Annotated in this window: 28 protein-coding genes and 1 pseudogene; 21 read left to right on the top strand and 8 right to left on the bottom strand. The window is 66.6% G+C overall.

Annotation, left to right across the window (positions count from 1 at the left end; translation table 11 throughout):
* Positions 1–12 precede the first annotated feature (12 nt).
* The 13 genes from folE to clpC1 all read left to right on the top strand — a co-directional run bounded on the left by folE (position 13) and on the right by clpC1 (position 12443).
* Positions 13–630: a GTP cyclohydrolase I FolE gene (gene folE / locus A5707_RS14295; RefSeq protein WP_065015119.1), complete on the top strand. Its 618-nt coding sequence runs from the start codon at positions 13–15 to the stop codon at positions 628–630.
* Positions 627–1448, top strand: a complete 822-nt coding sequence (gene folP / locus A5707_RS14290) for a dihydropteroate synthase (protein WP_197495333.1) — start codon at positions 627–629, stop codon at positions 1446–1448. The genes folE and folP overlap by 4 nt, the downstream gene beginning before the upstream one ends.
* Positions 1441–1845, top strand: a complete 405-nt coding sequence (gene folB / locus A5707_RS14285) for a dihydroneopterin aldolase (RefSeq protein WP_065015118.1) — start codon at positions 1441–1443, stop codon at positions 1843–1845. Before folP ends, folB begins: the two co-directional genes overlap by 8 nt.
* Entirely contained in the window at positions 1842–2366 is a 525-nt protein-coding gene (gene folK / locus A5707_RS14280) for a 2-amino-4-hydroxy-6-hydroxymethyldihydropteridine diphosphokinase (protein ID WP_065015117.1), read from the top strand. Before folB ends, folK begins: the two co-directional genes overlap by 4 nt.
* Complete coding sequence (locus tag A5707_RS14275) at positions 2366–2842, top strand: DUF3180 domain-containing protein (protein WP_065015116.1); 477 nt, start codon at positions 2366–2368, stop codon at positions 2840–2842. Before folK ends, A5707_RS14275 begins: the two co-directional genes overlap by 1 nt.
* A 120-nt stretch (positions 2843–2962) precedes the next feature.
* Complete coding sequence (locus tag A5707_RS14270; protein WP_065015115.1) at positions 2963–4417, top strand: DUF6779 domain-containing protein; 1455 nt, start codon at positions 2963–2965, stop codon at positions 4415–4417.
* A gap of 116 nt (positions 4418–4533) precedes the next feature.
* Entirely contained in the window at positions 4534–5445 is a 912-nt protein-coding gene (locus A5707_RS14265) for a Rossmann-like and DUF2520 domain-containing protein (protein WP_065015114.1), read from the top strand.
* A complete protein-coding gene (gene panC, locus A5707_RS14260; RefSeq protein WP_065015113.1) occupies positions 5442–6377 on the top strand; it encodes a pantoate--beta-alanine ligase in 936 nt (311 codons plus the stop codon). The genes A5707_RS14265 and panC overlap by 4 nt, the downstream gene beginning before the upstream one ends.
* A complete protein-coding gene (panD, locus tag A5707_RS14255; protein ID WP_065015134.1) occupies positions 6377–6784 on the top strand; it encodes an aspartate 1-decarboxylase in 408 nt (135 codons plus the stop codon). The genes panC and panD overlap by 1 nt, the downstream gene beginning before the upstream one ends.
* A 2-nt stretch (positions 6785–6786) precedes the next feature.
* Positions 6787–7602, top strand: coding sequence for a type III pantothenate kinase (locus tag A5707_RS14250; RefSeq protein WP_065015112.1), 816 nt, complete (start codon positions 6787–6789; stop codon positions 7600–7602).
* A gap of 126 nt (positions 7603–7728) precedes the next feature.
* Complete coding sequence (gene lysS / locus A5707_RS14245) at positions 7729–9240, top strand: lysine--tRNA ligase (RefSeq protein WP_065015111.1); 1512 nt, start codon at positions 7729–7731, stop codon at positions 9238–9240.
* Between the two features lie 115 nt (positions 9241–9355).
* A complete protein-coding gene (lsr2, locus tag A5707_RS14240) occupies positions 9356–9694 on the top strand; it encodes a histone-like nucleoid-structuring protein Lsr2 (protein WP_065015110.1) in 339 nt (112 codons plus the stop codon).
* A gap of 199 nt (positions 9695–9893) precedes the next feature.
* A complete protein-coding gene (gene clpC1, locus A5707_RS14235; RefSeq protein ID WP_065015109.1) occupies positions 9894–12443 on the top strand; it encodes an ATP-dependent protease ATP-binding subunit ClpC in 2550 nt (849 codons plus the stop codon).
* Positions 12444–12464: 21 nt separating this feature from the next.
* Here clpC1 and A5707_RS14230 read toward each other — a convergent pair whose 3' ends face one another.
* Positions 12465–13586 carry a HoxN/HupN/NixA family nickel/cobalt transporter gene (locus A5707_RS14230; RefSeq protein WP_065015108.1) on the bottom strand — a complete coding sequence of 374 codons (1122 nt, stop codon included), beginning with the start codon at positions 13584–13586 and terminating at the stop codon, positions 12465–12467.
* A 263-nt stretch (positions 13587–13849) separates the two neighbouring features.
* Between A5707_RS14230 and A5707_RS14225 the strand changes: the two genes are divergently transcribed.
* Positions 13850–14428 carry a histidine phosphatase family protein gene (locus A5707_RS14225; RefSeq protein WP_065015133.1) on the top strand — a complete coding sequence of 193 codons (579 nt, stop codon included), beginning with the start codon at positions 13850–13852 and terminating at the stop codon, positions 14426–14428.
* On the opposite strand, the gene A5707_RS14220 is transcribed toward A5707_RS14225, so the two are convergent.
* Both A5707_RS14220 and mhuD read right to left on the bottom strand, forming a co-directional pair.
* Complete coding sequence (locus tag A5707_RS14220; RefSeq protein ID WP_065015107.1) at positions 14425–15789, bottom strand: serine hydrolase; 1365 nt, start codon at positions 15787–15789, stop codon at positions 14425–14427. The genes A5707_RS14225 and A5707_RS14220 overlap by 4 nt on opposite strands.
* Complete coding sequence (mhuD, locus tag A5707_RS14215) at positions 15764–16081, bottom strand: mycobilin-forming heme oxygenase MhuD (protein ID WP_065015132.1); 318 nt, start codon at positions 16079–16081, stop codon at positions 15764–15766. Before mhuD ends, A5707_RS14220 begins: the two co-directional genes overlap by 26 nt.
* 23 nt (positions 16082–16104) lie before the next feature.
* Between mhuD and A5707_RS14210 the strand changes: the two genes are divergently transcribed.
* Entirely contained in the window at positions 16105–16863 is a 759-nt protein-coding gene (locus A5707_RS14210; protein ID WP_065015131.1) for an alpha/beta fold hydrolase, read from the top strand.
* Here A5707_RS14210 and A5707_RS14205 read toward each other — a convergent pair.
* The gene (locus A5707_RS14205; RefSeq protein ID WP_065015106.1) at positions 16860–17762 is read right to left on the bottom strand and encodes an A/G-specific adenine glycosylase; all 903 of its coding nucleotides are present in this window, start codon (positions 17760–17762) and stop codon (positions 16860–16862) included. The genes A5707_RS14210 and A5707_RS14205 overlap by 4 nt on opposite strands.
* Here A5707_RS14205 and A5707_RS14200 point away from each other — a divergent pair.
* Positions 17761–18384, top strand: coding sequence for a carbonic anhydrase (locus tag A5707_RS14200; protein WP_065015130.1), 624 nt, complete (start codon positions 17761–17763; stop codon positions 18382–18384). The genes A5707_RS14205 and A5707_RS14200 overlap by 2 nt on opposite strands.
* Positions 18385–18468: 84 nt before the next feature.
* The gene (locus tag A5707_RS14195; protein ID WP_197495332.1) at positions 18469–19275 is read left to right on the top strand and encodes a hypothetical protein; all 807 of its coding nucleotides are present in this window, start codon (positions 18469–18471) and stop codon (positions 19273–19275) included.
* Between the two features lie 18 nt (positions 19276–19293).
* Here the strand turns inward: A5707_RS14195 and disA are convergent, their stop codons facing one another.
* The 3 genes from disA to A5707_RS14180 are packed head-to-tail and all read right to left on the bottom strand — an operon-like array spanning position 19294 to position 22442.
* Positions 19294–20406: a DNA integrity scanning diadenylate cyclase DisA gene (disA, locus tag A5707_RS14190; RefSeq protein ID WP_065015104.1), complete on the bottom strand. Its 1113-nt coding sequence runs from the start codon at positions 20404–20406 to the stop codon at positions 19294–19296.
* The gene (gene radA, locus A5707_RS14185) at positions 20406–21845 is read right to left on the bottom strand and encodes a DNA repair protein RadA (RefSeq protein ID WP_065015103.1); all 1440 of its coding nucleotides are present in this window, start codon (positions 21843–21845) and stop codon (positions 20406–20408) included. The genes disA and radA overlap by 1 nt, the downstream gene beginning before the upstream one ends.
* Before the next feature lie 30 nt (positions 21846–21875).
* The gene (locus A5707_RS14180; protein ID WP_065015129.1) at positions 21876–22442 is read right to left on the bottom strand and encodes a hypothetical protein; all 567 of its coding nucleotides are present in this window, start codon (positions 22440–22442) and stop codon (positions 21876–21878) included.
* Between the two features lie 327 nt (positions 22443–22769).
* Between A5707_RS14180 and carD the strand changes: the two genes are divergently transcribed.
* The 4 genes and pseudogenes from carD to cysS all read left to right on the top strand — a co-directional run.
* Positions 22770–23258 (top strand): RNA polymerase-binding transcription factor CarD, encoded by a 489-nt coding sequence (carD, locus tag A5707_RS14175; RefSeq protein WP_065015102.1) that lies wholly within the window; start codon positions 22770–22772, stop codon positions 23256–23258.
* A gap of 2 nt (positions 23259–23260) precedes the next feature.
* A complete protein-coding gene (gene ispD, locus A5707_RS14170; RefSeq protein ID WP_082969461.1) occupies positions 23261–23923 on the top strand; it encodes a 2-C-methyl-D-erythritol 4-phosphate cytidylyltransferase in 663 nt (220 codons plus the stop codon).
* Positions 23920–24393, top strand: a complete 474-nt coding sequence (gene ispF, locus A5707_RS14165) for a 2-C-methyl-D-erythritol 2,4-cyclodiphosphate synthase (protein ID WP_065015100.1) — start codon at positions 23920–23922, stop codon at positions 24391–24393. The genes ispD and ispF overlap by 4 nt, the downstream gene beginning before the upstream one ends.
* Positions 24394–24412: 19 nt before the next feature.
* Positions 24413–25395: pseudogene (gene cysS, locus A5707_RS14160) on the top strand (cysteine--tRNA ligase); the annotation flags it as partial.
* Between the two features lie 207 nt (positions 25396–25602).
* Here the strand turns inward: cysS and A5707_RS23350 are convergent.
* A partial coding sequence (locus tag A5707_RS23350; protein ID WP_331713153.1) for a DALR domain-containing protein occupies positions 25603–26153 on the bottom strand: 551 nt, incomplete at its 5' end.

Here is a 26153-nt window from a genome sequence, read left to right as displayed (position 1 = left end):
ACGGAGGCTTCGATGGCGTTCACAGCGCAGCCGAGTTCCCGCATCGCCAACCTGCACGCACCGAAGTTCGACCAACCGCGGGCCGAGGCCGCGATCCGCGAATTGCTCTGTGCGATCGGCGAGGACCCGGATCGGCACGGCCTGGAGGACACTCCGGCGCGGGTCGCCCGCAGCTACCAAGAGATGTTCGCCGGGCTCTACACCGACCCCGACTCGGTGCTGGACACCACGTTCGACGAACAACACGACGAGTTGGTGATGATCAAGGAGATCCCGCTGTACTCGACCTGCGAGCACCACCTGGTGGCATTCCACGGGGTGGCGCACGTGGGCTACATCCCCGGATCCGACGGCCGGGTGACCGGGCTGTCCAAGATCGCCCGATTGGTCGACCTGTACGCCAAGCGGCCGCAAGTGCAGGAACGGCTTACCGCGCAGATCGCCGACGCGCTGATGCGAAAGCTCGATCCGCGTGGCGCGATCGTGGTGATCGAGGCCGAGCATCTGTGCATGTCGATGCGCGGGGTGCGCAAGCCCGGGGCGATCACCACTACGTCGGCCGTGCGGGGTCTGTTCAAGACCAACCAGGCATCTCGAGCCGAAGCGCTCGAGCTCATTTTGCGCAAGTGAGCACGACACGCGTCCAAGTCATGGGAGTGGTGAACGTCACCGACGACTCGTTCTCCGATGGCGGCCGCTACCTTGACGCTGACCGCGCCGTCGAACATGGCCTGGCCATGGCTGCCCAGGGCGCATCGATCATCGACGTCGGCGGAGAATCGACCCGTCCCGGCTCGATCAGGCTGGACGCCCGAATCGAAGCGGCCAGAGTGGTACCTGTCGTGAAAGCTCTTGCAGCAGAAGGCGTTACGGTCAGCATCGACACTATGCACGCCGCTGTGGCGCAGGTGGCGTTGGACAATGGCGCGCGGATTGTCAACGACGTGTCCGGTGGGCGTGCCGATCCCGCGATGGCGCCGCTGTTGGTCGAAGCCGGTGTGCCGTGGGTGTTGATGCACTGGCGATCGGTCTCGCATCAGGTGCCGGGCTACCACGATGTGGTGGCCGACGTGCGCGCCGAACTGCTTGCCAGCGTCGACAACGCGGTGAGCGCCGGCGTCGAGCCGGCGAAACTGATCATCGACCCCGGGCTGGGATTTGCCAAGACGGGGCAACACAATTGGGCGCTGCTTCATGCGCTGCCGCAGTTGGTGGCTACCGGGGTCCCGGTCTTGGTGGGGGCCTCGCGCAAACGATTTCTCGGCACCTTGCTGGCCGACCCGGACGGTGCGGCGCGACCACCCGACGGGCGTGAGACGGCGACCGCGGTGGTGTCGGCGCTTGCCGCGCTGCACGGTGCGTGGGGGGTGCGGGTGCACAACGTGCAAGCCTCGGTCGACGCGCTCAAGGTGCTGGCGGCTTGGGAACAGGCTGGGACCGATGGCTGATCGAATCGAGTTGCGCGGCTTGACTGTTCGCGGCCATCACGGTGTTTTCGAACACGAGCGCACCGACGGTCAGGACTTCGTCGTGGACATCGTCGTATGGATCGATCTGGCCGACGCCGCAGCCAGCGACGACTTGCCCGACACCTATGACTACGGCGCGCTTGCCCAGCGTGCGGCCGACATCGTCGCCGGGCCGGCCCGCAACCTGATCGAAACCGTCGCCGCCGAGATCGCCGAGGACGTGATGGGCGACAAGCGAGTACACGCTGTCGAGGTGACCGTGCACAAGCCGCAGGCCCCAATTCCACAGACCTTCGCCGATGTGGCGGTGGTCGCCCGACGGTCGCGACGCAACGGCCGCGGCTCTGTGATTCCGGCGGGAGGGCGGCGCCAATGACCAGCGTCGTGTTGTCGATCGGTTCCAATCTCGGGGATCGGCTGGCCCGGTTGCAATCGGTGCTCGACCGACTCGGCGAAAACGTGCGGGCCATTTCACCGGTGTACGAGACCGCGGCCTGGGGTGGCGTCGAACAGGGGCCGTTTCTCAATGCGGTGCTGATTGCCGACGACCCGGCGCTCGACGGCCAGGGCTGGTTGCGCTGTGCTCAGGAAATGGAGCAGGCGGCCGAACGAGTGCGTGGCCAGCGGTGGGGACCGCGCACCCTCGACGTGGACCTGATCGCTTGCTACGACGACGGCACCGAGCTGTTCTCCCGGGACAACGGCCTAACCCTGCCGCACCCGTTGGCCCATCTGCGCGCATTCGTGATGGTGCCCTGGCTGGCGGTCGAACCGGACGCGGAACTGACCGTGGCCGGCGACAAGCGGCCGATCGCCAAGTTGCTCGCCGAGCTGGATCCCGCCGACCGCGCCGGCGTGCGACTGACCGATTTGGCGCTCACGCCCCCGGGAGCCTGATGGGACCCACCCGCAAACGTGACCTGACGGCCGCGGTGATCGGTGCGGCGGTAGCCGGATACCTGGTGGTGGTGCTGCTGTACCGCTGGTTTCCGCCGATCACCGTATGGACCGGGCTGTCGCTGCTGGCGGTCGCCGTCGCCGAAGCGCTGTGGGGTCGCTACGTGCGGGTCAAGATCAGCGACGGCGAGATCGGCGACGGGTCGGGCCGGCTACATCCGCTGGCGGTGGCCCGCAGCCTGGTGATCGCCAAGGCTTCGGCGTGGGTGGGCGCCCTGATGCTGGGTTGGTGGGTCGGGGTTCTGGTGTACCTGCTGCCGAAGCGATCGTGGCTTCGAGTGGCCGGCGACGACACCGCGGGCACCGCGGTGGCTGCCCTCAGCGCGCTGGCGCTGACGGTTGCCGCGTTGTGGTTACAACATTGCTGCAAGTCGCCGCACGACCCCACCGAACACGGCGAGGGCGCGCAAAGTTAGCGCGCCCGGCGACGGGGCAGCCCGCCGAGCGGGGTGAGAACGAGCCGGACAATCAGTCCAGGTGAGAATCGCCGGAGTGCGGCGACACGCGGAGTGACCTCGGCCCGGTACAGTCGGGCCATGACCGTTCTGTCCCGCGGCGCCCGGGTCCGGCGCGGCGGCCGCAGGCCGGGTTGGCCATTGTTGACGGCGTTGCTGGTTCTCGCGATCGGAGCCAGTTCCGCACTGGTTTTCACCAATCGGGTGGAGCTTCTCAAACTCGCGGTGATCCTGGCGCTGTGGGCCGCCGTGGTCGCCGCGTTCGTGTCGGTGATCTATCGGCGGCAAAGCGATGTGGATCAGGCTCGAGCGCGAGACTTGAAACTGGTCTACGACCTGCAGCTGGATCGGGAAATCTCGGCGCGTCGCGAGTACGAGCTGACCGTGGAGTCCCAGCTGCGTCGCGAACTGGCCTCTGAATTGCGCGCCCAAGCAGCCGACGAGGTCGCCGCGCTACGGGCCGAGCTGTCGGCGTTGCGCACCAACCTTGAGATCCTCTTCGACGCCGAACTCGACAACCGGCCGGCGTTGGAGACCGAACGCAAACCCGTACGGGGCTACAGCGACTGGGAGCGCGAAGACGAGAGCCCGCGAGATCGGATCAGCCGAGTGACCTCGGTGCGCGCGGAACAGACTGCGCAGCGGGCCGAAGACAACTCGATCATCGACGTTCCCGAGGAGCCGCTGGCGCCCCCGCCGCGACAGAGTGCCTACGTCTACCAGGCGCCCGACGCCTACCAAGCGAGCGAACCCTACGAGCCGCCGGCTTACCGGGGTTCGCACTGGCAACAGGCCGAATCCCGGAGCCAGCAGCCGTCGTCCGCCGACTGGACACCGCCCGAGTCACAGCCGCGAGGCGGCTGGTCGGACGCTGAGGCGCAAGACGAACCGCAACCACGGCAGCGTGCCCGCCGGCGGTACGCGTTCCAGCCGCCACCCGACGAGCCGCGATTCGAACCGCCGCCACCGCCGCCACCGCCGCAACCGCCGCAGCCGGAAGAGCAGCGGCCGGCATGGTCGTCTCCGGTCGAGGAGCCCGCCCCGCAGACTGCAGCCAGCGACTGGCAGCCCGTCGGAGCGGAGGGACGATGGCTGCCGCCGGGGGTGCCTGGCAGCAATTGGGCATCCGGTTCCAGGCACGACAGCAGCACGGTGGCCGACGACAGCGCGGTTCGTGAACCCACGCTGGCTGCACCGCCGCCAGCCGAGCGCCGAGGACGGCATTCCAGCCCGGGCCAGCCGGTGGCAGCCCAACCTGGTGAGGTCGAAAGCGGTTGGGAATTCGGTGAATCGGATCGTCGCGCTAGGGCGCGCCATTCTGCGGAAGCCGCCGCAGATACCGGGCGGACACCACCCCACGGCCAGCCGGCACCGGCCATGTCGCCGCCACCGCAGCCCGCCGCTCGGCACCGTGGCGCCGATTCGTCATCGGATTCCGAGGGCTTACACACCGGCGGACAGTCGGTCGCCGAACTCCTGGCGCGGCTACAGGCCAGCCCTAGTGGAGGCGGGCGGCGCCGTCGCCGCGAAGACTGAACGTGGCGCACGCCACGTCGCGTCATCGGTCTGCACCACGGTAGAGTTTTGCTGACCGTCCGGTACCTGCGTCGCGGGACTGGAACGAACTAACGAACTTGTGAGGGTCGTCTGCGATGGTGCAGTTCGACGGATTGCGCCCGGCCCGGCTCAAAGTGGGCATCATCTCCGCGGGCCGGGTAGGCACCGCATTAGGTGTCGCCCTGGAACGCGTCGACCACGTCGTGGTGGCATGCAGCGCCGTCTCCAGGGCTTCACGGCAGCGAGTCGAGCGTTGGTTGCCCGACACCCCGGTGTCTCCGGTGCCCGAAGTGGCCGGTTCCGCTGAGCTGCTGCTGTTGGCGGTGCCGGACACCGAGTTGCCCGGGCTGGCGGCCGGCCTGGCCGCTACCTCGGTTGTACGCCCCGGGGCCATCGTGGCGCACACCTCCGGCGCCAACGGCATCGGCGTGCTGGCGCCGCTGGCCCAGCAGGACTGCATTCCGCTGGCCATTCATCCGGCGATGACATTCACCGGGTCCGACGAGGACATCGGCCGGCTGGCGGGGACCTGTTTTGGGGTCACCGCCGCAGACGACGTCGGCTACGCAATCGCCCAATCGCTGGTCCTGGAAATCGGCGGTGAGCCGTTCCGGGTCCGCGAGGAAGCGCGCACGTTGTATCACGCCGCGCTGGCCCACGCCGGCAACCACATCGTCACGGTGATCGGCGACGCGCTGGACGCGTTGCGATCCTCGCTGTCCGGACAGGAACTCCTCGGGCAACAGCTGGTCGACAACCAGCCCGGCGGACTTGCCGAACGCGTCCTTGGCCCGCTGGCCCGCGCCGCGCTGGAGAACACTTTGCAACGCGGTCAGGCCGCGCTGACCGGGCCGGTGGCCCGCGCCGACGCCGACGCGCTGGCCGGCCACCTGTCCGCGCTGACCGCGCTCGATCCGTGGCTGGCCCAGGCCTACCGAGTGAACGCGCTGCGCACCGCCGAGCGCGTGCACGCGCCCGAGCAGGTTTTCGAGGTGCTGGCGCAATGATCGACCGCAAGGCGCCGGCGTTTCGGCCCGATGAGCTCAACGTGTACTCGGCGCCCAGTGATGTCAACGACGTCAGCCGCGCGCTACGCCACACCGGTCGCCGGGTGATGCTGGTGCCGACTATGGGGGCGTTGCACGACGGGCACCTGGCCCTGGTTCGTGCCGCCAAACGGGTGCCTGGTTCGGTGGTCGTGGTGTCGATCTTCGTCAATCCGTTGCAGTTCGGCGTCGGTGAAGATCTCGACGCTTACCCTCGCAACCTCGAAGACGATCTGGCGTTGCTGCGCGGCGAAGGTGTGGACGTCGTCTTCACGCCCAGTGTCACGGCGATGTATCCGGACGGCCCCCGCACTGCCGTACATCCGGGGCCGTTAGCGGCTGAACTTGAAGGTGCCTCCCGGCCAACGCATTTCGCCGGCATGCTGACCGTCGTGCTCAAACTGTTGCAGATCGTGCGGCCCGATCGGGTGTTCTTCGGCGAGAAGGACTATCAGCAGCTGGTGCTGGTACGGCAAATGGTCACCGATCTCAACGTCGGAGTAACGGTGGTCGGGGTGCCGATCGTGCGTGAAACCGACGGGCTGGCAATGTCATCGCGTAACCGTTACCTCGATCCGCACCAGCGGGAGCTGGCTGGGGCGCTGTCGGCCGCACTGGTGGCCGGAATGCACGCTGCGCCGGCCGGCGCGGCGGCCGCGCTGGCGGCAGCCGGCGCTGTGCTCGCTGAGCTACCGGCGATCGAGGTCGACTACCTAGAAGTGCGCGACCCCGCCCTCGGGCCGGCGCCGGCCCACGGTCCCGGTCGCCTGCTGATCGCCGCCAGGCTTGGCACGACCCGACTTTTGGACAACATCGCCATTGAAATCGGAACCACCGTCGGCATCGACGGGCGAGAGCCCGCAATGCATAACCAAATATCTTGGAGGAACTGATGTTACGGACCATGCTCAAGTCGAAGATCCACCGGGCCACCGTCACCCACGCTGATCTGCACTACGTCGGCTCGGTGACCATCGACGCCGACCTGATGGACGCGGCCGACTTGCTCGAAGGCGAACAGGTGACCATCGTCGACATCGACAACGGCGCCCGCCTTGTCACCTACGCCATCACCGGCGAACGCGGCAGCGGGGTGATCGGGATCAACGGCGCCGCAGCGCATCTGGTTCATCCGGGTGACCTGGTGATCCTGATCGCCTACGCGACCATGGATGACGCGGAAGCCCGCAGCTACCGGCCGCGGATCGTTTTCGTCGACGCCGACAACCGTCCGATCGACCTCGGGCACGACCCGGCGTTCGTGCCCGATGACGCCTCCGACCTGCTCTCCCCGCGATAGCCGTGCTACTCGCGATCGACGTCCGCAACACGCACACCGTCGTAGGGCTGCTCTCTGGTTCCAAAGAGCACACAAAAGTGGTGCAGCAGTGGCGGATACGCACCGAATCCGAAGTCACCGCCGACGAGCTGGCGCTGACCATCGACGGGCTGATCGGTGACGATTCTGAACGGCTCACCGGCGCATCGGCGCTGTCCACTGTCCCCTCGGTGCTGCACGAGGTGCGGATCATGCTCGAGCAGTACTGGCCGTCGGTACCGCACGTACTGATCGAGCCCGGCGTACGCACCGGTATCCCACTGCTGGTCGACAACCCCAAAGAAGTCGGTGCCGACCGGATTGTCAACTGCCTGGCCGCTTTTCACAAGTACAAGACCGCAGCCATCGTCATCGATTTCGGTTCGTCGATCTGCGTGGATGTGGTGTCCGCCAAGGGCGAATTCCTCGGCGGCGCCATCGCGCCCGGGGTGCAGGTGTCCTCCGACGCCGCGGCCGCGCGATCGGCGGCGTTGCGACGCGTCGAACTGGCCCGGCCGCGCTCAGTGGTCGGCAAGAACACCGTCGAATGCATGCAGTCCGGTGCGGTGTTCGGCTTCGCCGGGCTGGTCGACGGCCTGGTGCAGCGCATCCGAGACGATGTGGACGGGTTCGGCGGTGACAACGTGACGGTGGTGGCCACCGGGCACACCGCGCCGCTGCTGTTAGCCGAACTGGACTCCGTCGACCACTACGACCAACACCTGACCCTGCAGGGTCTGCACCTGGTGTTCGAACGCAATCGCGAAAGTCAGCGCGGCCGGCTCAAGACCGCGCGCTGATTTTTCGCGAAACAGAAGCCAGGGCTGTGATCGGGCATGGATAACGACCGCGGCTTCTGTTTCGCGGCTTGAGCGCACAGTCGACGCTGTCACGGGCCAAAACACGCTCCTCTAAGCTGGCAGGTCGTGAGCTCCGCCGGTCAAGACCTTCCCAACGACATCCCCGAGCAGTATCGGATTCGCCGGGACAAGCGCGCTCGGCTGTTGGCGGAAGGCCGCGACCCCTACCCCGTCGTCCTCGACCGGACCCACACCCTGGCCGAGGTCCGGGCCGCATACCCCGATCTGGCGACGGACTCGACGACCGGTGACGTCGTCGGCATCGCAGGCCGAGTGATCTTCATTCGCAATTCCGGCAAATTGTGCTTTGCGACGCTTCAGGAAGGTGACGGCGCCCAGCTGCAGGTGATGATCAGCCTCGCCGGGGTCGGGCAGGACGCCCTGGACGCGTGGAAGGCCGACGTCGACATCGGCGACATCGTTTACGTGCACGGCGAGGTGATCAGCTCACGCCGCGGCGAACTGTCGGTGCTCGGCGACTCCTGGCAGATGGCGTCGAAGGCGCTGCGGCCGCTGCCGGTCGCGCACAAAGAGATGAACGAAGAGTCGCGGGTCCGCCAGCGCTACGTCGACTTGATCGTTCGCCCGCAGGCCCGCGAGGTCGCCCGTCAGCGAATCGCCGTCATCCGCGCGATACGGACGGCACTGGAACAACGCGGGTTTTTTGAAGTCGAGACGCCGATGTTGCAAACTTTGGCCGGTGGCGCGGCCGCCCGCCCGTTTGTCACACACTCCAATGCACTCGACATCGATCTGTACCTTCGCATCGCGCCGGAACTGTTCCTGAAGCGCTGTGTGGTCGGCGGGTTTGACAGAGTCTTTGAACTTAATCGGGTGTTCCGAAACGAAGGGGCAGATTCCACGCATTCCCCGGAGTTTTCCATGCTGGAGACCTATCAGGCCTATGGAACCTACGACGATTCGGCAGTTGTCACTCGCGAACTCATTCAACAGGTGGCCGATGAGGCGATAGGTACTCGTCAACTGCCACTGCCCGACGGCAGTGTCTATGATATCGACGGAGAATGGACCTCGATACAAATGTATCCGTCCCTATCCGATGCGGTCGGTGAAGAGATCACCCCGGACACGACGGTTGATCGCTTGCTGCACCTCGCCGGGGAGCTCGGCGTCGAAATTCCCGCCGATCGCGGCTACGGACACGGAAAACTGGTCGAGGAACTGTGGGAGCATACCGTCGGCGCCGGCTTGTCCGCACCGACCTTCGTCCGGGATTTCCCGGTTGAGACAACGCCATTGACGCGTCAGCATCGCAGCATTCCGGGTGTCACCGAGAAGTGGGATCTTTACTTGCGCGGCGTCGAACTGGCCACCGGCTATTCCGAATTGGTCGACCCGGTAATACAGCGGGAAAGATTCGCGGCCCAAGCTCGTGCAGCGGCGGCCGGCGACGACGAGGCGATGGCGCTCGACGAAGATTTTCTTACTGCACTCGAGTATGGTATGCCGCCGTGCACCGGAACGGGAATGGGTATCGATCGGTTGTTGATGGCCTTGACCGGCCTGTCAATTAGGGAGACCGTTTTGTTCCCGATTGTTCGTCCGCACGGCAACTGAACTGTCCCGCGGCGGCGGTATTGAACACCGTGCCTTTGTATGGCAGATTGGTGCTCAAGGGGTGTTCAACGAAACTTGCACACCAAGTGCACAGGAAAGTCGAGGGTGGGAGCTAATGGCGAAGAAAGTTACCGTCACCTTGGTCGATGATTTCGACGGTGAGGGTGCCGCCGACGAAACAGTCGAATTCGGCCTCGACGGTGTGACCTATGAGATTGACCTTTCAAGCAAAAATGCAACAAAACTGCGCAACGACCTGAAGCAGTGGGTGGAAGCCGGCCGTCGTGTCGGTGGCCGCCGCCGGGGACGTTCCGGTTCGGGTCGTGGCCGCGGCGCCATCGACCGCGAGCAGAGCGCGGCGATCCGGGAGTGGGCCCGCCGCAACGGGCACAACGTGTCGACGCGGGGCCGTATCCCAGCCGACGTCATCGACGCTTTCCACGCCGCTACCTGATATCGGAGCGCTTTCGCTGGTGGCGAACTGATCACCCGTTAATCCGGGAAACGTTTCGGGCATTCTCGGCGTTGCCTTGTTGCGCTGACCGTGAGGTAGGAACCCCGGCCAGTCGACCACTACAGTGGATGGCAGGTACGCAGGGACCGACCTAAAGCCCGTCGTTGTACCGATGGTGAGGGAGAGCAGGTAACCACCAATGTTCGAGAGATTTACCGACCGTGCCCGCAGGGTCGTCGTCCTGGCGCAAGAAGAGGCCCGGATGCTCAACCACAACTACATCGGCACCGAGCACATCCTGCTGGGGTTGATTCACGAAGGCGAAGGCGTAGCCGCTAAGTCGTTGGAGTCGTTGGGGATCTCGCTGGAAGGCGTTCGCAGCCAAGTCGAGGAGATCATCGGCCAGGGCCAGCAGGCGCCATCGGGCCACATCCCGTTCACCCCGCGCGCCAAGAAGGTGCTGGAGCTCTCCCTGCGGGAGGCGCTGCAACTCGGCCACAACTACATCGGCACCGAGCACATTCTGCTCGGGCTGATCCGTGAGGGCGAAGGTGTGGCTGCCCAGGTGCTGGTGAAGCTCGGCGCCGAGCTGACCCGGGTGCGCCAGCAGGTCATCCAGCTGCTGAGCGGCTACCAGGGCAAGGAGACCGCCGAGGCCGGTACCGGTGGCCGCGGCGGAGAATCCGGCTCCCCGTCGACGTCGTTGGTGCTCGACCAGTTCGGTCGCAACCTGACCGCCGCGGCGATGGAAGGCAAGCTCGACCCTGTCATCGGCCGCGAGAAGGAAATCGAGCGGGTGATGCAGGTGCTCTCCCGTCGTACCAAGAACAACCCGGTGCTGATCGGCGAGCCCGGCGTCGGCAAGACCGCCGTCGTCGAGGGCTTGGCACAGAACATCGTGCACGGCGACGTCCCCGAGACGCTGAAGGACAAGCAGCTCTACACGCTGGATCTGGGCTCACTCGTCGCCGGGTCAAGGTACCGCGGTGACTTCGAAGAGCGCCTGAAGAAGGTGCTCAAGGAAATCAACACCCGCGGCGACATCATCTTGTTCATCGACGAGTTGCACACCCTGGTCGGCGCCGGGGCCGCCGAGGGGGCGATCGACGCCGCGTCGATCCTGAAACCCAAACTGGCCCGCGGTGAGCTACAGACCATCGGCGCCACCACGCTCGACGAGTACCGAAAGTACATCGAGAAGGACGCCGCCCTGGAGCGTCGCTTCCAGCCGGTGCAGGTCGGTGAGCCCACGGTGGAGCACACCATCGAGATCCTCAAGGGTCTGCGGGACCGCTACGAGGCCCACCACCGGGTCTCGATCACCGATTCGGCGATGGTGGCGGCGGCTACCCTGGCCGATCGCTACATCAACGACCGGTTCCTGCCGGACAAGGCCATCGACCTGATCGACGAGGCCGGTGCCCGGATGCGGATCCGCCGCATGACCGCTCCGCCAGACTTGCGCGAGTTCGACGAGAAGATCGCTGAGGCCCGCCGCGAGAAGGAGTCGGCGATCGACGCGCAGGACTTCGAGAAGGCGGCCAGCCTGCGTGACCGGGAGAAGCAGCTGGTGGCACAGCGTGCCGAGCGCGAAAAGCAGTGGCGCTCAGGCGACCTCGATGTGGTCGCCGAGGTCGACGACGAGCAGATCGCCGAGGTGCTGGGTAACTGGACCGGTATCCCGGTGTTCAAGCTCACCGAGGCCGAGACCACCCGCCTGCTGCGCATGGAAGAGGAGCTGCACAAGCGGATCATCGGGCAGGAGGACGCGGTCAAGGCCGTCTCCAAGGCGATTCGCCGTACCCGCGCCGGGCTGAAAGACCCCAAGCGCCCGTCGGGTTCGTTCATCTTCGCCGGGCCGTCCGGGGTCGGGAAGACCGAGCTGTCCAAGGCGCTGGCCAACTTCCTGTTCGGGGACGACGACGCGCTCATCCAGATCGACATGGGTGAGTTCCACGACCGGTTCACCGCGTCGCGGTTGTTCGGCGCACCGCCTGGATACGTCGGCTACGAGGAGGGCGGTCAGCTCACCGAGAAGGTCCGGCGCAAGCCGTTCAGCGTGGTGCTGTTCGACGAGATCGAGAAGGCGCACCAGGAGATCTACAACAGCCTGTTGCAGGTCCTCGAAGACGGCCGGCTCACCGATGGCCAGGGCCGCACGGTCGACTTCAAGAACACCGTGCTGATCTTCACGTCCAACCTCGGCACCGCCGACATCTCCAAAGCGGTCGGCCTGGGCTTCTCCCAGGGTGGCGGCGAGAACGACTACGAGCGGATGAAGCAGAAGGTCAACGACGAGCTGAAGAAGCACTTCCGCCCGGAGTTCCTCAACCGCATCGATGACATCATCGTCTTCCACCAGTTGACTCGCGACGAGATCATCCGGATGGTCGACCTGATGATCACCCGGGTCGAAAAGCAGCTCAAGAGCAAGGACATGGCGCTGCAGCTGACCGACAAAGCCAAGTCGCTGCTGGCCAAGCGGGGCTTCGATCCCGTGCTGGGTGCGCGCCCGCTGCGCCGCACCATTCAGCGCGAGATCGAGGACCAGCTCTCGGAGAAGATCCTGTTCGAGGAGATCGGCCCGGGCCAGATCGTCACCGTCGACGTCGACAACTGGGACGGCGAGGGCGCCGGCGAGGACGCGGTGTTCACGTTCGCCGGAGCTCGCAAGCCTGCCGAACCGGCCGAGGCGGATCTGGCCAAGGCCGGAGCCCACAGCGCCGGCGGTGCGCACAGCGCCCAGTAGCGACAGCGCCGAGGCAGCCGGTCAGTCAGGCTTGACCGGCTGCCAGCGCGCTTCGACGTTGGCCAGTTTCCAGTAGCCGATCGCGCCGATCCACGTCACGGCGAACAGCACGACGATCGCCAGACCGGCGTTGTTCAGGTTGATACCGGCGATCCAACTGGTGACCGGGTCGACCCAGCCGAGGTCGTCGTGCAGGATCGACACCAGCTCGATTGAGCCGATCAGCAGCGCGACCGCGATCGACAGGCCGGTGACCGTCAGGTTGTAGTAGATCTTGCGGGCCGGCTGCATGAACGCCCAGTCGTAGGCCGCGGTCATCAGCAGGCCGTCCAACGTGTCCATCAGGCTCATCCCGGCTGCGAACAGCAAGGGCAGGACCAAGACCGCGTACCACGGCAGGCCGGCCGCCGCGCCGGTGCCGGCCAACGCCAACAACGCGACTTCAGTTGCGGTGTCGAAACCGAGCCCGAACAGCACACCGACCGGATACAGCTGCACGGGCCGTTTGATGCGATTCATGATCGGGCGCAACAGCCGCGCCAGGAAACCGCGGTCGTTGAGGGCTCCTTCGAGTTCTTCGTCGGAGTACGACCCGCGCCGAAGTTTGGTGAAAGCGCGGACTATTCCGGTTAGCGCGATGATGTTCATGATTGCGATGAGATACAGGAACAGCCCCGAGGCCAGCGTGCCGGCGAACCCGAGTGCATGGCGGGCCGGTGAGCCGTCGTCCACCAGGGCACCTACTGCGTGAGCGCCGACGACGACCAAAACCGCCATTGCCAGCACGATCGTGGAATGGCCCATCGCGAACCAGAATCCGACCGACTTCGGTTTCTGGCCGTCGCTCATCAACTTGCGGGTGGTGTTGTCGATGGCGGCGATATGGTCGGCGTCGAACGCGTGTCGCAGTCCGAACAAGTAGGCGGTGACACCGAGCCCGACTCCGAAGATCTGGGTTCCGGCCTGATACCGGTGTGGCGCGATGAACAGAATCAGCGTCGCGAATCCGAGGACGTGCATCAGCGCGATCACGCCCAGCAGAGCAGCGATCTCGATGCGATCGCGGCGATCCCACGTCGATGTCAGCCTGCGGATGCTCGCGCCGAGACCGGCTGATCGAGCAGCGGGTGCCGGAACTGACATGAGACCGCCTCCCGGGGATTTTCGCGTCCCCATCCGAGATGTGCCGGGAAGGTCTGGCTATCCAGCGTCGAAACGCTGGTCACAGTGGCGCGACCGCACCGGAATATGCACCGGTTTCCTCGCCGACACACGACTATCGCGACAGACGCTATACCGCCGGCATCGGCCTGGCAACTGACCGTGCCGGTGTGAGCACAGCGCAGTGGCAACGCTTTTCAAACCCGCGGCGACGGGGCTTTCGGGCGACCGCGATAATGATCGTGATGTTGGGTCGGGTCGACGGTCGGAGCGCCAGGGGCGAAGTCATCCGGCTCACGCTGGTGTCGCATGCAATGACCGAGGCGCTGGCGGCCGGACGTTTCCCCACCGACGAGCCGTTGAACGGCGCGGGGTACCGGCAAGTCGACGCGTCGATCGATCTGGGCGTCGCCGACGTCGCACTCGCCGGCCCCGAGAAGCGAACCAGACAGACCGCAGAACTGCTGGGCTTGCAGCCCACGATCGAACCGCAACTGGCCGACCTGGACTGCGGGCGGTGGCGCGGGCACGTGCTCGGCGGAGTACGGCCGGCTGAACTTGCGGTCTGGCTCACCGATCCCACCCGCGCACCGCACGGCGGGGAGTCGGTGGTCGACCTGGTGGATCGGGTGCGCGCGTGGCTGGACTCGTTGACCACCACCCGGTCGCGGCTGATCGCCGTCACACATCCGTCGGTGATCCGCGCCGCGATCCTGGTGACGTTGGATGCACCGGCAAAGTCGTTCTGGCGCATGGACATCGCACCGGCGAGTGTGACCGTGATGCGTTTCCGCGGCCACGCTTGGACGTTGCTGACAAGCTAGCGTGGCGAGCGCAGCAGCGCGAAGGTCTGCTTGGCGATCTGCAGCATCCAGCCGGTAATGCTGGGCCCGTGATCGCGTGACCAATTCAACTGGAAGCTGACCACCCACGGCTGACCGGTGTTGTCGACGGCATACCAGCTGAACGTCAGGTCACCGGGCAGGCCACCGGCTTTGGCCCCGATGTAGGGCCACTCCCGCCGGTTCAGGTCGACACCGGGGACCGCGGCCAAAATCTGTTTCACTGGTGCCGCTGCGCCAACGGCGCCTTCCTGTAGTGCCGCATGTATCCGGCAGATGTCCTCGGCGCTGCCGTACCATTCCGCACCGTACTCAGATGCCGGGGTGTGCGCGCGGGTCGGATCCGGTTCGTACGGGCGGGAATTGGCCTGCTGCAATAGCTGCGCGCGGATTTGCGGATCGGCATGCTTCCACTGTGCTCGCAGGTCCGGCTCACCCCAGGCGACCGAGAACAGCTCATACATTGTCGGGAACGGTGTCATGCTGGCCGGATCGTGGTGGCCGGCGGCCACGAGCGCGCGCACGACGGCCTGCGGTCCCACTCTTCCGATCAGCAGGTCAGTCGCCATGTTGTCGCTGGTGGCAATCATCTTCTCGGCGGCGGTACGAACTGAAATATGAGCTCCGACAGGCAGTTCCAAGCCAGAACCGACGGCCCTGCTTTTGTCGGTGACGGTCAGCTGGTCATCCCAGGACACTGTGCCGTCTTTGACTCCGTCCGCGACGGCATACAGCACGTAAAGCTTGAAAATCGACGCCAGTGGCAACGACAACGTGGTGTTGGTGCCCGCCACCGGATCACAGTGCCCGCCATTGACTTTGGCGACCTGCCAGGAGTACCGCGCGCCGGTTCTACTCAGCGTGTCATCGATGTCGCGCCATGACGAGATCGTTGGTGGCTGCGTGGTCAGGTCGAACCCATCCACCAGCGTGTCGTCATTGGTGTGAATGCGGATGGACTGTCGCGCGCCGTAGGACGCGATGAGCCCGAGGGTGGCCGCGCCCGCGCTGATGTCAATCGAGTCGAGGCGGAACGGGCGGTCCCACCACAGCGCTTCCATGGTGTCCTCGACTTGCTTGACCGCCTCGGGTGCGGCCAGGGTGCCGACGCCGACCGGACCGATCGGCCAATCGGAGTTGAGCATGTCCAGGGTCTGCTGGGCACGCAGCCCCGGAGGCGTCCTGATGTCGATTCGGACACCGGTGTCGGCCGCGTTGGCCGCTGGTGTGGGTGGTGGGGCACAGCCGGGCGCCGAGGCGGCCACCAAGGCGGCGGCCGCAGCCACTGCCAGCGCGCGGTACCGCGCCCGGTGTGGACTACGCCGTCGAGCCGCTACCGGCAACGTCTAACACAACCTCGAATTCCAGCAGCGACGCGCCGGTCGCCACCGGGTTGGCCCGGTGGCCGGCGTGGGCTTCGATGGCGGGGCCGGTAGCCCACGCCTGGAAGGCTTCTTCGGACTCCCACTGCGTCACCACGAAGTAGCGGTCTTCACCCTTGACCGGGCGAAGCAGCTGAAAGCCCAGGAAGCCCGGCGAATTCTCGACGGCGTGCGCGCGATGGGCGAACCGCTTCTCCAGCTCTGGGCCGGCGTCCGCGGGCACCTCGATTGCGTTGATCTTCACCACTGGCATGGGCCTAGGCTACCGTGCCCGACGTGACCGCCGAGCTGCTGACTCCCCGTGGTGGACGTGGGCGGCCGGTGGTCCTGGTGCACGGCCTGATGGGGCGCGGCAGCACCTGGTCGCGCCAGTTGCCGTGGCTGACCCAACTGGGTGCCGTGTACACCTACGACGCGCCGTGGCACCGTGGCCGCGACGTCGCCGACCCATACCCGATCAGCACCGAACGCTTCGTGGCCGACCTGGGAGACGCGGTGGCCGCCCTGGGTGTACCGGCGCGGCTGGTCGGGCATTCGATGGGTGGGCTGCACTCGTGGTGTCTGGCCGCCGAGCGTCCAGATTTGGTGTCGGCGTTGGTGATCGAGGACATGGCGCCGGATTTCCGTGGTCGCACAACCGGTCCCTGGGAGCCGTGGCTGCATAACCTTCCGGTCGAGTTCACATCCGAGAAGCAGGTATTCGACGAGTTCGGGCAGATCGCCGGACAGTACTTCCTGGAGGCATTTGACCGCACGGCGACGGGTTGGCGGCTGCACGGTCACACTTCGCGGTGGATCGAGATCGCTGCAGAATGGGGGACCCGTGACTACTGGGAACAGTGGCGGGCGGTGCGCTCACCGGCACTGCTCATCGAGGCCGGCAACTCGGTCACACCAGTCGGCCAGATGCAGATGATGAATGAAACCGGTTGTCACACACGCTACTTGCGTGTTGCTGATGCCGGCCACCTGGTCCACGACGACGCGCCGCAGACGTACCGGAATGCGGTGGAATCGTTTCTGGCCGGACTCTAGAATTCTTCGCCCGCCAGGGCGTACATCCCGTCGACCGTCTGCTTCACCAAGCCGTCGGCAAGCAGAGAATTCAGCGCCCGGTCCCGCTGCTGGGTATCGGTCAGCCATGCCACGTCGAGCTCGGCGCGGCTGACCGGAAAGTCGCTGAGGCGCAATACATCCAGCAACAGCCCGCGGACCTGACGGTCGGTGCCCGCGTAGCGCTGCGGACGCCTGGCGGGCCCCTCTGCCGGCGGGTAGCCGGCCTCCCGCCAGCTGCACCGGCTGAGTGGACACAGACCGCATCGTGGACTGCGCGCGGTGCACACCGTCGCGCCCAACTCCATAAGCGCCGCTGAAAACCGATGTGCCGTACCGTCTCTCGGCAACAGCTCCGATACGTCGGCGTGGTCGCGGACAGCCGAGGGTGCGCCCGCGTCGGCGCGGCCGTGGACGACCCGGGCTACCACCCGGCGCACGTTGGTGTCCACCACCGGAACCGGCTGGCGGTAAGCGAAGCAGGCCACCGCGCGTGCCGTGTAGCTGCCGACGCCGGGCAGCGTGACCAGCGTGTCGACGTCGCAGGGCACCACGTCGTCGTAGTCACGCGCGATCATGGTGGCGCACTCATGCAGGCGCTTGGCCCGCCGCGGATAACCCAACTTGCCCCAGGCGCGCAGCACGTCGGCCGCACTTGCCGCTGCGGTAGCCGACGGCGTCGGCCACCGCGCGATCCACTCCTGCCAAATCGGCAGCACCCGCGCCACCGGAGTCTGTTGCAACATGAACTCGCTGACCAGGATCTGCCACGGTGTCACACCGGGTTTCCGCCACGGCAGGTCGCGCCGCGATTGGTCGTACCAGTCGAGAAGCTCCTCGGCGGGCAGGCTCATCGGCGGGTGCGGCAGAATGTGGGCCATGCCCAATACCAATCCGATCTCCGCGTGGAAGGCACTCAAAGAGGGTAACGAGCGCTTTGTCGCCGGCAAGCCCCAACATCCCAGCCAGAGTGTCGATCACCGGGCCAGCCTCACCGAGGGACAAAAGCCGACAGCTGTGCTGTTCGGCTGTGGCGACAGCCGGGTCGCCGCCGAGATCATCTTCGATCAGGGTTTGGGCGACATGTTCGTGGTCCGTACCGCCGGCCACGTCATCGACTCGGCGGTGCTGGGCTCGATCGAATTCGGGGTGTCGGTGCTCAACGTGCCGCTGATCGTGGTTTTGGGCCATGACAGCTGCGGCGCGGTGAAGGCGACGCTGTCCGCGCTGGACGACGGCGTGCTACCCGGAGGGTATGTGCGCGACCTGGTCGAGCGGGTGACGCCGTCGATTCTGCTCGGCCGCCGCGAGGGCTTGACCAGGGTCGACGAGTTCGAAGCGCGACATGTGGCCGAGACCGGCGCGCAGCTGATGGCCCGTTCGACCGCGATCGCTGAGCGGGTCGATTCGGGTGACCTGGCGATCGTGGGCGTCACCTACCACCTCGCCGACGGGCGGGCGGTGCTGCGTAACCACATCGGCAACGTCGGCGAAGAGCTCTAACTCGGCAGCGCCGCGCGCGACCAGCATCGCGACACGCCGAGAGCGGTCGGACGGGTTGCAGTGACCTGGGCTTACCGTGTGAATGTGCTGGATCTGGAACCGCATGGCCCATTACCGCCGGAGATCTACTGGCGACGCAGGGGACTGGCGGTGGGTATCGCGGTCGTCGTGGTCGGAATCGTGGTCGCGACCATCGTCGCGCTGCTGAGCGGAAACGCCGACGCCAAACCCGCTGCGGCCGACAAGCCGTCGAATCCCCCTGCTGCGGCCTCCGGTGCGCAGCCCGAAGTCAAGACGCCGGTAGTACCGCCCGCCGGGGAGAACCAACTACCCACCGAGACCCCGACCGCGGCTGTGCAGCCGCCGCCGGTACTCAAGGAGGGCGATGACTGTCCGGATTCGACGCTGGCCGTCAAGGGGCTGACCAACGCACCCCAGTACGTGATCGGCGATCAGCCGAAATTCACCATGGTCGTCACCAATATCGGGCTGGTGTCCTGCAAACGCAATGTCGGAGCAGCGGTGCTGGCGGCCTACGTCTACTCACTGGACAACAAGCGGTTGTGGTCCAACCTGGATTGCGCGCCGTCCAACGAAACCCTGGTGAAGACGTTCACGCCCGGCGAGCAGGTGACCACGGCCGTGACGTGGACCGGTATGGGATCGGCGCCGCAGTGTCCACTGCCGCGACAGCCGATCGGCGCCGGCACGTACAACCTGGTGGTGCAACTGGGCAACCTGCGTTCGGCGCCGGTGCCGTTCATCTTGGCTGACGCCGCACCGCCGGGTGCTCCACCGCCGGCAGGGCCGGGTGCGCCCCAGCCCGGGCTGCCCGCGCCCGGCGAGCTGGGACCGCCGCCCGGTCCGGCGCAGGCTCCCGCCGGCAACTGAGCAGGAGTACCCGAGGCCTCAGCTGGCCGAGTCGGCGATCGTCGACTCAGCCAACTGCGACAGTCCTTCGCGCACGTGCCGAGCCCACATCTCGCCGATACCCTCCACCGACTGCAGGTCGCCGGCGCTGGCCGCCAAAAGACCCTGCAGCGAGCCGAATTCGCGGACCAACCGGTCGACATGGGCGAACTGCAGCCGCGAAATACCCGACATCGCGCGGTAGCCACGCGAGCTCATCGCGCTGTCCTGGGCTTCGGTCGTCGACGGGTATCCGAAAACCTTTGCCAGCACAGTGAAATCGAGCAGCTCGGTGTCCGACAGCCCGTCGAGTTCGTCGAGGGTGGCGGTGACTTCGGTTTTGGTCAGCGGCTCGGGGTTGGCGTGGTAATCGCGCACGATCAATTCCCGCGCCGGGTCGTTGCCGCCGAGCAGCTCCTCTAGCTGCAGCCGCAGTTGGCGCCCGTCGGTGCCCAGTTCGACGGCATCGTAATCGATCACCAGACCGATGCGGCGGACCAATTCCAGCCGCTGCACCACTGTCATCACGTCGCGCAACGTGACGAAATCTTCGATCTCGGCCCGCGAGAGTTGCCTGCTGACCTCGTCGAGCCGGATCTTGTAGCGCTCCAATGTGGCGATGGCCTGGTTGGCCCGCGACAGGATGGTGGCCGAGTCGGCCAGCACGTGGCGTTCCCCCGCCACATACACGGTCACGATGTTCATCGAGTGGCTGACCGAGATCACCGGGTAGCCGGTCTGGATGGCGGCGCGCTCGGCCGAGCGGTGCCGAGTGCCCGATTCGTCGGTGGGGATGGATGGGTCGGGAACCAGCTGGACGTTGGCGCGCAGGATGCGACTCGCATCGGTGGACAGCACCACCGCCCCGTCCATCTTGCACAGCTCGCGCAACCGCGTCGGCGCGTAGCGCACGTCCAGGGAGAAGCCGCCATCGCAGATGGCCTCCACGCTGTCGTCGTAGCCCAGCACGATCAACGCGCCGGTACGCCCGCGCAGGATGCGCTCCAGGCCGTCGCGCAGCGCAGTTCCCGGCGCCAGCCGCCCGACCGCCTCACGCAGGGTGGGCCGCGGCGTCGGCACCGGGCCGATTCTCCTGGGCTTGCTGGTAGTCATTACCAGCCATTCTGCTCTGCCGGCGGCGGGTTGAGCCGGTGTGGTGGCGCTGGCGTGTTGCTGCGGTGCTCGGCAATGTCGAGCATGTGCTGCAACGCCGCGACGATGGTGGCCGCCTGCAGGACCCGCAGCCCCGTCGGCGGCGCGTCGCATCCGGGTGGGACCAGCGCGGTGGTGAAGCCTTGCCGGGCGGCTTCGGCCAGCCGGCGTTCCATTCCGCTGACCCGCCGCAGATCGCCGGCCAGTCCGACCTCGCCGATCATGACTGCGGTGGTGGGCAGCGGAAGATTCGCGTAGGCGGAGGCCAACGCAATTGCCACCGTCAGATCCGACGATGGATCGGCCAACCGCATGCCTCCAACGGTGGAGAGGAAGATGTCGACGGGCGAAAGTGCCAGCCCCGCATGCTTTTCCAGGACAGCGGTGATCATCGCGGCGCGGGCGTGGTCGATGCCGCTGACGGCGCGGCGCGGGCGCCCGTCCGAGGGCCTGGCCAGCAGCGCCTGAACCTCGCCGACCAGTGGTCGCTTACCGTCCAACGTCACCGTGATCGCGGTTCCGGGGACCGGCAGTGGCCGCTGGTCCAGAAACAGCCCGGACGGGTCGGCGACGCCTTCGATGCCGCCCTCGTGCAGTTGGAAGCAGCCGACTTCGTCGGCGGCGCCGAATCGGTTCTTGACTCCCCGCACCATGCGCAAGGTGCAGTTGCGGTCTCCCTCGAAATGCAGCACCACGTCCACGAGATGCTCGAGCGAACGCGGTCCGGCGATGGCGCCGTCCTTGGTGACATGGCCGACCAGGATCATCGCCACGTCACCGGTCTTCGCCGCGGCCGTCAACGCGGTGGTCACCGCGCGCACTTGGGTGACCCCGCCGGTGACACCGTCGGCCTCGGTGGTGGACATTGTCTGTACGGAGTCGACCACGACCAGCGTGGGCCGCACGGCCTCGATGTGGCCGAGCACCGAGCCCAGGTCGGATTCGGCGGCCAGAAATACCTCGTCGTGGCCACAGTCGGTCCGGTCGGCGCGCAGCCGGATCTGGCCGAGGGATTCCTCACCGGAGACGTACAACGCGCGTCGGCCGGACCGGGCCCATTGATGGGCGACCTGGAGGAGCAACGTCGACTTACCTACTCCCGGTTCACCGGCAAGCAGCGTCACCGAGCCGGGCACCACACCGCCGCCCAGTACCCGGTCGAGTTCGTCGACGCCAGTAGGACAGTGACGCGCGCTACGGGGTTCGATAGAGCTGATCGGCACAGCCGGCGACGACGGGGGCGCTGGCGCTGCTGAGCGCGGGGTCCGGCCGTTGACGGCGGATAACACCGCCACTTCCTCCACCGTGCCCCAGGTTGCGCACTCGAGGCACCGTCCTACCCACTTCGCGGTGACGTGACGGCATTCCGAACAGCGGTATTGCGAGCGTGCCTTGGCCACACCGGAACGGTAACGGGCCGGTATGACAGGTCAGGGATGTTCGGCCGGGGCCGGCGTTTCTTCCTGCCGGGGGGCCAGCCCCGCGGAGATCGGCACGGTCAAGCTGGCGTGTCCGGCCTTTTCGAAGTCGAAGGTGAAGTTGTAGAGGAGGCCGTTGGTGATCGGCTTGGTCAACGCCACGGTCGCCTTCGCAACCGCCGCGGGCTCAATGGACTCGACGGCTTTCTTACTCTGGCCGTCGGCGGTGCCCACAAACAACGTTCCGCCCGGCGCCAGTGCGGTATCGCCGGATACCGTGACCGGGCCGATGTCGGAGGTGATGCCGAGAAGTTTGTCGGCGACATCCACGGAGTCGTTCACCGCGACCAGGACCAGATTCACGGATTTGCCCGGCTCGAGGAAGTCGCCGGTCTGCGTCGCCTGCAGGTGAACGTTGCGCAGCGCCACATTGTTGATCACCGTCTCGGTGCCGTTGACCGCAGGCACCTGAGCGGCGGTCTGCGAGAGCTGGCCGCTGCCACAGCCGGTGAGCGCGACGGCACCGAGAAGACTCCCGGCGGTCAGCGCAGCGAAGGTGGTCGAGCGGCGGTTGTCCAAGCGTTTCACTCAAAGCCTCCTGCTCGCCCGGAACGGTTCGACTATGCACAGTAGTAGGTCAGATCTGAAGGCTGGTAGTCGAGGGCGCCGGCAGCGTACACAGCGGCGCGCAGTACGATCTTCAATGCCCTCCTACCGGGGCCCGATGCAAGCGCTCGGCGGGCCCCGAGGGTTCCCAGCCGGGTTATCAAAAGGTCGGTGCCATGCACGAATTCACCAGTCTGTCAACCCCCACACTTCCTGTGCAATGCCCCTGACCTGCACCGTTGGTCCACGCCTGTCGACGCGCCGTGCTAGAATCGCAGTAACGAAAGGGGCTCGAACCAGATGATCTTCAAGGTCGGAGACACCGTTGTCTATCCACACCACGGTGCTGCGTTAATCGAGGCGATCGAAACCCGGACCATCAAAGGGGAACAAAAAGAGTATCTCGTCTTGAAGGTGGCGCAGGGGGACCTGACAGTTCGGGTGCCCGCCGACAACGCCGAGTATGTGGGCGTGCGTGATGTGGTCGGACAGGAAGGTCTGGACAAGGTTTTCCAGGTGCTGCGTGCGCCGCACACCGAGGAGCCCACCAACTGGTCGCGTCGCTACAAGGCCAACCTCGAAAAACTTGCCTCCGGTGACGTGAACAAAGTCGCCGAAGTGGTGCGTGACCTGTGGCGTCGCGATCAGGAACGCGGCCTGTCGGCTGGGGAGAAGCGCATGCTGGCCAAGGCACGCCAGATCCTGGTGGGCGAGTTGGCGCTGGCTGAGAGCACCGACGACGCCAAGGCCGAGACAATCCTCGACGAGGTTTTGGCCGCCGCGTCCTGACTGTGACGGGCACGGTCGCGGTCGTCCCGGCCGCCGGGTCGGGTGAGCGGCTGGCCGCCGGTGTTCCCAAAGCGTTTTTCCATCTCGACGGGCGCACGCTGGTCGAACGCGTTGTGACCGCTCTACTGGAGTCCGGAGTCGTCGACCGCGTGGTGGTGGCGGTGCCCTCGGACCGCACTGACCAAGCCAAGCTGATCCTCGGACACGCCGCCGTCGTTGTCGCCGGCGGCGCCAATCGCAGCGAGTCGGTCGCACGGGCATTGACCGCCGCAGGCGAACCGGACTTCGTATTGGTGCACGACGCAGCGCGGCCCCTGACACCGCCGGGATTGGTGGTCCGCGTGGTCGAGGCGCTGCGGGCGGGGCATCCGGCCGTCGTGCCGGCGCTGCCGGTACCAGACACCATCAAGGCCGTCGATGCCAACGGAGTCGTGCTGGGGACACCCGAGCGCTCCGGCCTACGCGCGGTACAGACCCCGCAGGGTTTTGCGACTGAACTGCTGCAGCGCGCCTACCAGCGCGCGTCGAGCGCGGAGTTCACCGACGACGCGTCGATGGTCGAGCACATCGGCGGCCAGGTTCAAGTGGTCGAGGGCGATCCGCTGGCCTTCAAGATCACCACTCCGTTGGACTTGCTGCTGGCGCAGGCGATCGTGAAGCAATGAACGTTCGGGTAGGTCTGGGCACCGACGTGCACGCCATCGAGTCGGGGCGGCCGTGCTGGCTGCTGGGCCTGCTGTTCCCGGACGTCGACGGCTGCGCTGGCCACTCCGACGGCGACGTCGCCGTACACGCGCTGTGTGACGCGTTGTTGTCGGCTGCCGGGCTCGGCGACGTCGGCAGCGTGTTCGGCGTCGACGATCTCCGCTGGGCGGGCGCCAGCGGAATTGACATGCTGCGCCATGTGGCGCAACTGATCTCGGAACACGGCTACCGCGTCTGCAATGCGGCCGTACAGGTCATCGGTAACCGACCCAAGATCGGTCCGCGTCGCGCCGAGGCGCAGGAGTTGCTGTCCGGGCTGCTCGACGCGCCGGTGGCGGTGTCGGGCACCACGACCGACGGTCTGGGCTTGACCGGACGCGGCGAGGGTCTGGCCGCGATAGCAACGGCGCTGGTGGTACCGCAGGTCTAGCCCGGTAAGCTGGCACGTCGTGACCGATCGCGCCCAACTGCGGCTCCACGACACGGCGAGCGGTGCCGTGCGTGATTTCGTACCGCTGCGGCCCGGCCACGTCTCGATCTACCTGTGCGGCGCCACCGTGCAGGGCCTGCCGCATATCGGCCACGTGCGCAGCGGCGTGGCCTTCGACATTCTGCGGCGCTGGCTGATGGCGCGCGACTACGACGTCGCGTTCATCCGCAACGTCACCGACATCGACGACAAGATCCTCAACAAGGCCGCCGCCGCCGATCGGCCGTGGTGGGAATGGGCGGCCACCTACGAGCGCGCGTTCACCGCTGCCTACGACGCGCTGGGCGTCTTGCCGCCGTCGGCCGAGCCGCGCGCCACCGGACACATCACCCAGATGGTCGAGTTGATCGAGCGGCTGATCTGCACCGGCCACGCCTATGCCGGCAATGGCGACGTGTACTTCGACGTGCTCAGTTACCCCGACTACGGGCAGCTGTCCGGTCACCGGATCGACGACGTGCACCAGGGCGAGGGAGTGGCCACCGGCAAGCGCGATCAACGTGACTTCACGTTGTGGAAAGGCGCCAAGCCCGGCGAACCGTCGTGGCCGACACCGTGGGGGCGGGGCCGTCCGGGCTGGCATCTGGAATGCTCGGCGATGGCCCGCACCTATCTGGGGCCGGAATTCGACATTCATTGCGGCGGCATGGATTTGGTGTTCCCGCACCATGAGAACGAGATCGCGCAGAGCCGTGCGGCCGGAGACGGCTTCGCTCGTTACTGGTTGCACAACGGCTGGGTGACCATGGGCGGCGAGAAGATGAGCAAGTCGCTGGGCAACGTGCTGGCGATTCCTGCTGTGCTGCAACGGGTCCGGCCGGCCGAATTGCGCTACTACCTGGGCAGCGCCCATTACCGCTCGATGCTGGAGTTCTCCGAGAGCGCGGTGGCCGGGACGCCGGCGCGCAGGCATTCCAGCACCGGGTTGCGGCCCAGTACGGTCTCGGTCTCATCTTCGGTGTGCTTAGCCGGCCGGCGCGGTTGCGACCGCAGCCGCTTGGCGGCGGGATGGTTAGGCCGCAAATGGGCGGGCGGCGTGGCGCCGCGGCCCTCCAGGCCGCGCCGGCGGACGCCGCCCGACCCGACCGTGGGGCCCTTCTTGGTGCCGGGTTTGCGGATTGCCCCGCGTCGCCGCGAGTTGCCCGCCATCTACTTGGCTTCCAGCGACCACTGGGGCCCGTCGGCGGTGTCAGTGACCTCGATGCCGGCGTCTTTGAGCCGGTTGCGGATCTGGTCGGCCAGCACCCAGTCGCGTTGTTCGCGAGCCTGCTCACGGCGCTCCAACTCGGCCCGCACCAGCACGTCGACGGCGGCCAACGCGGCCGACGTCTCGTCGTGGGATTCCCAGCGCTCGTCGAGCGGATCGCAGCCCAGGATGCCCATCATCGTCCGGATCGCGCCGGCGTGGGCCAATGCGCCGTCGTGGTCGCCGGCATCCAACGCCCGGTTACCCTCCGCGCGGGTGTGGTGCACCTCGGCCAGCGCGATCGGCACCGCCAGGTCGTCGTCGAGCGCCTCGGCGAACCGCGGCGTCCATTCTCCGGGGACGACGGCGCCCACCCGGTTGCGCACCCGGTGCAGGAAGTCCTCGATGCCAAGGTAGGCGTTGACGGCGTCCCGCAACGCGCTCTCGGAGAACTCCAGCATCGAGCGGTAATGGGCGCTGCCCAGGTAGTAGCGCAATTCGGCCGGCCGGACCC

The organism is Mycobacterium kyorinense, assembly GCF_001672775.1.
Lineage (GTDB): Bacteria > Actinomycetota > Actinomycetes > Mycobacteriales > Mycobacteriaceae > Mycobacterium > Mycobacterium kyorinense_A.
This window is presented reverse-complemented; position numbering and strand designations above follow the sequence as displayed.

What these genes read in the sequence shown, in the direction of transcription:
- folE (WP_065015119.1), top strand. Translation starts at nt 13, where the DNA reads ATGGCGTTCACAGCGCAGCCGAGTTCCCGCATCGCCAACCTGCACGCA.
- folB (WP_065015118.1), top strand. Translation starts at nt 1,441, where the DNA reads ATGGCTGATCGAATCGAGTTGCGCGGCTTGACTGTTCGCGGCCATCAC.
- folK (WP_065015117.1), top strand. Translation starts at nt 1,842, where the DNA reads ATGACCAGCGTCGTGTTGTCGATCGGTTCCAATCTCGGGGATCGGCTG.
- A5707_RS14275 (WP_065015116.1), top strand. Translation starts at nt 2,366, where the DNA reads ATGGGACCCACCCGCAAACGTGACCTGACGGCCGCGGTGATCGGTGCG.
- A5707_RS14270 (WP_065015115.1), top strand. Translation starts at nt 2,963, where the DNA reads ATGACCGTTCTGTCCCGCGGCGCCCGGGTCCGGCGCGGCGGCCGCAGG.
- A5707_RS14265 (WP_065015114.1), top strand. Translation starts at nt 4,534, where the DNA reads ATGGTGCAGTTCGACGGATTGCGCCCGGCCCGGCTCAAAGTGGGCATC.
- panC (WP_065015113.1), top strand. Translation starts at nt 5,442, where the DNA reads ATGATCGACCGCAAGGCGCCGGCGTTTCGGCCCGATGAGCTCAACGTG.
- panD (WP_065015134.1), top strand. Translation starts at nt 6,377, where the DNA reads ATGTTACGGACCATGCTCAAGTCGAAGATCCACCGGGCCACCGTCACC.
- lsr2 (WP_065015110.1), top strand. Translation starts at nt 9,356, where the DNA reads ATGGCGAAGAAAGTTACCGTCACCTTGGTCGATGATTTCGACGGTGAG.
- clpC1 (WP_065015109.1), top strand. Translation starts at nt 9,894, where the DNA reads ATGTTCGAGAGATTTACCGACCGTGCCCGCAGGGTCGTCGTCCTGGCG.
- A5707_RS14230 (WP_065015108.1), bottom strand. Translation starts at nt 13,586, where the DNA reads ATGTCAGTTCCGGCACCCGCTGCTCGATCAGCCGGTCTCGGCGCGAGC.
- A5707_RS14225 (WP_065015133.1), top strand. Translation starts at nt 13,850, where the DNA reads ATGTTGGGTCGGGTCGACGGTCGGAGCGCCAGGGGCGAAGTCATCCGG.
- mhuD (WP_065015132.1), bottom strand. Translation starts at nt 16,081, where the DNA reads ATGCCAGTGGTGAAGATCAACGCAATCGAGGTGCCCGCGGACGCCGGC.
- A5707_RS14200 (WP_065015130.1), top strand. Translation starts at nt 17,761, where the DNA reads ATGCCCAATACCAATCCGATCTCCGCGTGGAAGGCACTCAAAGAGGGT.
- A5707_RS14205 (WP_065015106.1), bottom strand. Translation starts at nt 17,762, where the DNA reads ATGGCCCACATTCTGCCGCACCCGCCGATGAGCCTGCCCGCCGAGGAG.
- disA (WP_065015104.1), bottom strand. Translation starts at nt 20,406, where the DNA reads ATGACTACCAGCAAGCCCAGGAGAATCGGCCCGGTGCCGACGCCGCGG.
- carD (WP_065015102.1), top strand. Translation starts at nt 22,770, where the DNA reads ATGATCTTCAAGGTCGGAGACACCGTTGTCTATCCACACCACGGTGCT.
- ispF (WP_065015100.1), top strand. Translation starts at nt 23,920, where the DNA reads ATGAACGTTCGGGTAGGTCTGGGCACCGACGTGCACGCCATCGAGTCG.